Genomic DNA, 5,479 nt, shown 5'->3' on the forward strand with positions numbered 1-5,479 from the left:
CTGGCTCTCCCGATGCTCACCCCCCGCGGCCTGTGGTTCCTCATCTCCAGCGGCCTCGTGCTGGTGGTCGGCGCGTTCGTCATCCCGTACTACTCCGTCGTCCCGGCCATCGTCGGCGTCACCCTGTGGGTGTGGCTCCTGTGCGAGTGGACCATGTTCCACCTGCGGTCGAACGCGGCCGTGTCGCGGCTCCGGGTCACCCGGACCGTGACCCAGGGCGGCCGCGAGGTGCCGATGGTGTGGGCCGGGGTGCCGTTCGAGGTCCGCGTCGCCGTCGAGAACCCCTCGGCCCTGGACGTCCCGTTCGCCGTCATCGAGGACCGCACCGCCGTCGCCACCGAGCGGACCGCGGGCGCCGCGAAGCGGTTCGTCGCGATCCCCCCGGGCGGCTCGGTCGTTCTGGAGTACACGCTGAAGGCCCCGTCGCCGGGGGTGCTGCGGTTCGAGGGGGTCAAGGTCCGCGTCGCCGACCTCAACGGGTTCTTCTACCGCCGGGTGTTCCTCCGCGAGGGGGCCGAGTTCCTCGTGCTGCCCCCGCTCGTGAACGACGAGGGCCGGCAGAAGGCGGTGAAGCGGTTCAACACGCTCCCGCCCCCGGGCATCCACCGGCTCCGCAAGGCCGGGTCGGGCGACGAGCTGCTCGACCTGCGGGACTACCGGGCCGGCGACCCGCCGAAGATGATCGCGTGGAAGGCGTCGGCCCGCCGCGACCGGCTCATCACCAAGGAGTTCGAGAACGACGTGCCGGTGCGGGCGGTGCTGTTCCTCGACACGAGCGAGGGGGTGCGGCTCGGCCCGCCGGGGAACACGCTGCTCACCCGGATGGCCGGGGTCGCAGCGGCCGTGTCGCAGGCGTCGGCCGCGAACCGCGACCTCGTCGGGCTCACCACGTTCGACGAGGCCGCGTTCGAGGGCGGCCCGCCGGCGCGGACCAAGATCCACATGATCGGCATCCTGCGGCGGCTCGCCGAGGCGTCGGCGCTCCAGCCCGGCGTCGCCGGCGTCCCCCCCGAGCAGCTCACCCGCCGGGCGTACCCGCTCGCGCAGGAGGTGTACCCGGACCTGATGGCCAAGCGCGTGAACGGGATGCCGCTCGGCCGTCTGTGGCTCCCGCTGCTCGACCGCAAGTGGGGGTTCGTCGCGCTGCTCGTGATCCTGATCAACCTGGCGCTCGTGTACTACTCGCGGGACTGGCGGCTCGACTCGTTCGACTCCGCCGGGTACCGCACCCGGAAGATCGGCGGGGCGTGGTCGTTCTTCCCGAAGCTCGTTCTGTTCGGGGCGCTGTCGCTGTGGTCGCTGTTCTGGCCGGCGGCGCTGGCGCTGGTGTTCTGGTTCGTCCACGGCGTCCGCGGGTGGTTCGGCGAGCGGAAGAGCGAACTCACGCGGCGGAAGCAGCTCGGGGCGCTGTTCTCGCTCCAGGACGGGACCGGGCCGGACGGCGTCGAGCGGTTCGTGTTCGACGACGACGCCTACGCGGCCCGGGTCGCGGCGTTCCTCCAGCACCACCTGCTCCGGTGCCCGGTGCCGCTGTACGACGACCACGGGCGGTACCGGTTCCGCTGCACCGGCAAGGCGCAGGTGCTGGCCGAGGCGATGGTGCGGGCCGTCGGCCGCGCCCGCGACAACGAGCTGTACGTGATCCTGGCCGACCTCGCGGAACTCGGGGCCGACCTCGCGCCGGTGGTGCGGGCGTGCCGGGTCGCGCGTTCGCGGCACCACCACATTCTCGTGATCGTCCCGTGGCCGGCCGACGTGCCCTCGCCCGACGCCCCGGACGCCGCCACCCCCGCGGGGGCACCCGAGGACGACTCGCTGGGGGGCAAGCTCCGCGGCCCCAGGGCGGACAAGCTCGCCCGCAAAGAAAGCGCGCAGGCCCGCGGGCTGGTGAAGTACGTCCGCGACCGGCTCACGCGGCAGTACCACGAGTCGTTCCGCTCGCTGCGCCGCGAGCTGGGCCGGGCCGGGGCGACCGTGATGCGGGTCAACGACGGCGACCCGGTGCAACTGGTCCTCGACCGCCTCGACCGGCTCCGCGGCCTCCGCAGCCGCCGGTAAGGTTGCACCGGCGCTCGCCCGCTCCCCGTGCGGGGTGGGCGGCGTCCCGCCGAGATCCGCCGGAGGTGGTTGGCGGGCCACCACGGAGGGCGGCCCCTACCGGAGAGTTCGCGTTGAGTTTGTAGGGGCCGCCCTCCGTGGCGGCCCGCGTGAGACGTAGCATGTTGCCCGTATTTCCGCGGGGAGCGAGCAAGAACGATTGGACGGAACGAACATGCCGACTCGACCCGCACCACCGCCCGCACCCGAAGACGCGCCCGCGGCCCCGACGTGGGTCGGCGACGGCTCCGTGGAGTTGTCGCAGCGGGCCCGGTTCAACATGCTGTTCAACAACCCGGCCGTGCGGAGCTACCTGATCACCGCGGTCGCGGCGCTGGCGATGATCTTCCTCGTCATGTTCCAGCAGGGGAGCGACCTGGGCGGGGTGCTGATCTTCGCCGTCGGCGCGGCCGGCGTGGTGCTCGCGTGGCCCGCGGCCCCGGCGTTCGTGCTGTTCTTCCTCGCGTACTTCATGGTGTTCCCGTTCGGCGCGCCGATCGACGCCTACTACTACCCGCGGGAGATCGAGGAGGGGCGGTTCCGGATCAACGACCTCGTGCTCGCGATGGCGGTGCTGGTGTACGTCGCGGCGCACTTCCGGGTGCTCGGGTTCACGCACCAGGCCATTGCGCCCGAGGGGGCGGTGCGCCGGCCCGACGAGCCCCCGACCCGCCGCCCGCCGGCCGCCGTCGACCCGTCGGAGGTGGGCACGCTGCTGCTCGTGGCGTGCGTGGCGGTGCTGCTCGGCCAGATCGTGTGGTGGGTGGTGAACGCGGTCGAGGCGACGCCGGCCGAGGCGTTCCCGTTCCGGTGGGCGCCGGCCCGCACGTCGTACCGGCGGGCGCTGGAGGCCGGCGGGCTGACCCCGGGGCTGACGCGGTTCGTCGCCATGGTCGGCCTGCTGTCGGTGGCGGTGCTGCTGGGCCGGCTCGTGTTCGGGTACTGGCGGCTCCGGGCCATGCGGGCCGACGAGGCCGCCATGACGCTCCTCGACGACGGGTGGAACGAGACGCGGCGGGAGCGGTCGCGGCAGGAGAAGTGGCGGGCGTGGGGCCGCGCGCGGGAAAATCCGAAGCACGAAACTCGAAGCACGAAAGACGATCAGTGACCCGTCAGCTTCGTTCGTGCTTCGTGCTTCGAATGTCGAATTTTGGGCCGCAGGGGAGTTGCAATGAGGTTCGCGTACTGGAGCCGCGAGGTCGCCGGCTGGGTGCTGGTCGCCGCGGGGCTGTTCTTCTTCTGGCAGTCGTACTCGCTCTTGCTGAACAAGCGGGTGTTCGAGGCGGCCCCGGTGTCGTTCATCGGGTTCATCGTGTTCCGCGGCGGCATCCACGTCCTGAAGGTCGCGGTCGCGGCGCAGGCGGCCCGCGCCCTCCCCGAGGTCGCGGCGCAGCCCGCCGGCCGGCGGGTGGCGCTCACGGCGGCCCGCGCCATCGGCCCGACGCCCGCCGAGAACGTCCTGCCCGGCCCGAAGGCCGGCCGCGTCGCCCCGATCGAGAGCTGAGCCCCACCCGATGCCCACCCTCCGCCCCGACGTGCGGGCCGTGTTCTTCGACGCGGTCGGCACGCTGATCTTCCCGAACCCGTCGGCGCTGGTCGTGTACGCCGACGTGGCCCGCCGCGCCGGGCTCGACCTGGCGCCCGACGAGGTGCGGCGGCGGTTCGTCGCCGCGTACCGCACGCAGGAGAACGCCGACCGCGCCGCCGGGTGGGCTACGTCCGAGGACCGCGAGCGCACCCGGTGGCACGCGATCGTGTGCGAGACCCTCGCCGGCGTCCCCGACCCCGGCGCGTGCTTCGCCGCGCTGTACGACCACTTCGCGGGGCCGGCCGCGTGGACCGTGAACCCGCACGCCGCCCCCACCATCACCAAGCTGACGGAACGCGGGTTGGTGGTCGGCCTCGGGTCGAACTACGACGCGCGGCTCCTGTCGGTGCTGGACGGGTTCCCGGAACTGGACCCGCTCCGCGAGCGGACGGTGGTGAGCGCCGCGGTCGGGTTCCGCAAGCCGGCCGCCGAGTTCTTCGCTGAGGTGGTGCGCCTTGCCGGGTGCGACGCGCGACAGGTGGCGTTCGTGGGCGACGACGTGGAGAACGACTACGAAGGGGCACGCGCCGCGGGGCTCGACGCGATCCTGCTCGCCCCACGCGGGAACTTCGACGCGAAGCGCGTCGTCAACGAGTTGGGGGACTTGATTGGCGAGCGGGGGGCGTGAGCCCCCCGAGTTCTTCCCACGGCGCAAGGCGCTACGCCTCGAACCCCGGGAGCGCCGGTTGCACGGTGCGGCGGACCGCGACGGGCGGTCCCGGCGTTACTGTTCGCGAACCGGTGCGGTTGAGCGCGTCGGGGCGGCGCAGCAGCGGGATGCTCTTCGCGGCGGTGTCCTGCCGGGCGGTGATGACCTCGCTCCGCGGGTTCAGCAGGGCCAGCGCCGCCCGGCCGCTCGCCGACGCCAGCTCGGGCCGGTTGCAGTCGCGGCTCAGGTGCAGTTGCACGAGGTGGCCCGGGAACCCGTCGCCGGACCGCAGCGCGACCGCCCGCGTCACCTCCGCGGCCTGGTCGTTCGACAGGTGCCCGCGGTCCCCGAGGACGCGCTCGACGAGGTGCCGCGGCCGCTTGCTGCTCCGCTCCAACTTCAGGTCGTGGTTGTACTCCAGGGCGAGCACGTCCACCCCCGCGAACGCCTCGATCAGCTCGCGCGACGCGCACCCGAGGTCCGAGGCGTACCCGACGGACCACGCGAGCTGGCCGGCGTCGTGCGCGTCGACGCGGAACGCGAACGTCGGGTCCGAGTCGTGCGACACGCGGACCGGGGTGACGCGGAGCCCGGGGGCGAGGTCGTGCGGGTGCGCGTCCTGGTAGGCGTGGGCCAGGCCGGCCCGGTCGAGGGCCTCGAACGACGGCGACGCGGCCGCGAGGTGGTCGAAGTGCGCCGGGTGCGCCCACAGCGGGATCCGGCGGCTCCGCAGGTCGGCGAGCGCCAGGTCCTTCCAGTGGTCGGTGTGCGTGTGGGTGATGATGACCGCGTGGACCGAGGCCCACGAGGCCGCGACCTCCGCGAGCCGGGCCGTGAGCGCCTTCGGGTGCAGCCCGCAGTCGATCAACAGGCCGAACCCGTTGGCCTCCAGTAGCGCGGCGTTTCCGCTGCTCCCGCTCGCCAGAACTGTGAACCGACCGGTCATGTGGTACCGATTCCCACGGGGTGAGGGCGCGGGTTGTGCGACGTCTGGGAGTCAGTTGTACCCGCTCACCGACCTTGAAAAAAGCACCGTAGCGGCGGAGCTGGGGCGAGCCGGGAGCCCCTAGGGGCCCCCCGTGCAGAAGCGGAGCAGCCCCATGCCCCCCCTACCCCGGGCCCCCGCGGGCGCGACCGCCCCCATC

At 73.0% G+C, this 5,479-nt stretch carries 5 protein-coding genes; 4 read left to right on the plus strand and 1 reads right to left on the minus strand.

Features of this window, described 5'->3' with window-relative positions:
• The 4 genes from ACTIGN_RS08600 to ACTIGN_RS08615 form a co-directional block, all read left to right on the plus strand.
• The coding region (locus tag ACTIGN_RS08600) for a DUF58 domain-containing protein (RefSeq protein ID WP_439622812.1) at window positions 1–2,058 on the plus strand (2,058 nt) is incomplete at its 5' end.
• Between the two features lie 214 nt (window positions 2,059–2,272).
• Window positions 2,273–3,205: a hypothetical protein gene (locus ACTIGN_RS08605; protein ID WP_439622814.1), complete on the plus strand. Its 933-nt coding sequence runs from the start codon at window positions 2,273–2,275 to the stop codon at window positions 3,203–3,205.
• Between the two features lie 63 nt (window positions 3,206–3,268).
• A complete protein-coding gene (locus ACTIGN_RS08610) occupies window positions 3,269–3,601 on the plus strand; it encodes a hypothetical protein (protein WP_439622816.1) in 333 nt (110 codons plus the stop codon).
• Window positions 3,602–3,611: 10 nt separating this feature from the next.
• Complete coding sequence (locus ACTIGN_RS08615) at window positions 3,612–4,313, plus strand: HAD-IA family hydrolase (RefSeq protein ID WP_439622818.1); 702 nt, start codon at window positions 3,612–3,614, stop codon at window positions 4,311–4,313.
• Between the two features lie 31 nt (window positions 4,314–4,344).
• On the opposite strand, the gene ACTIGN_RS08620 is transcribed toward ACTIGN_RS08615, so the two are convergent.
• Entirely contained in the window at window positions 4,345–5,280 is a 936-nt protein-coding gene (locus ACTIGN_RS08620; RefSeq protein ID WP_439622820.1) for an MBL fold metallo-hydrolase, read from the minus strand.
• Between the last annotated feature and the right edge of the window lie 199 nt (window positions 5,281–5,479).

This window comes from Gemmata sp. (assembly GCF_051859125.1).
Lineage (GTDB): Bacteria > Planctomycetota > Planctomycetia > Gemmatales > Gemmataceae > Gemmata.

Bases quoted from the DNA above. Each gene is read 5' to 3' on its own strand.
- ACTIGN_RS08605 (WP_439622814.1), top strand. From the start codon at position 2,273: ATGCCGACTCGACCCGCACCACCGCCCGCACCCGAAGACGCGCCCGCG.
- ACTIGN_RS08610 (WP_439622816.1), top strand. From the start codon at position 3,269: ATGAGGTTCGCGTACTGGAGCCGCGAGGTCGCCGGCTGGGTGCTGGTC.
- ACTIGN_RS08615 (WP_439622818.1), top strand. From the start codon at position 3,612: ATGCCCACCCTCCGCCCCGACGTGCGGGCCGTGTTCTTCGACGCGGTC.
- ACTIGN_RS08620 (WP_439622820.1), bottom strand. From the start codon at position 5,280: ATGACCGGTCGGTTCACAGTTCTGGCGAGCGGGAGCAGCGGAAACGCC.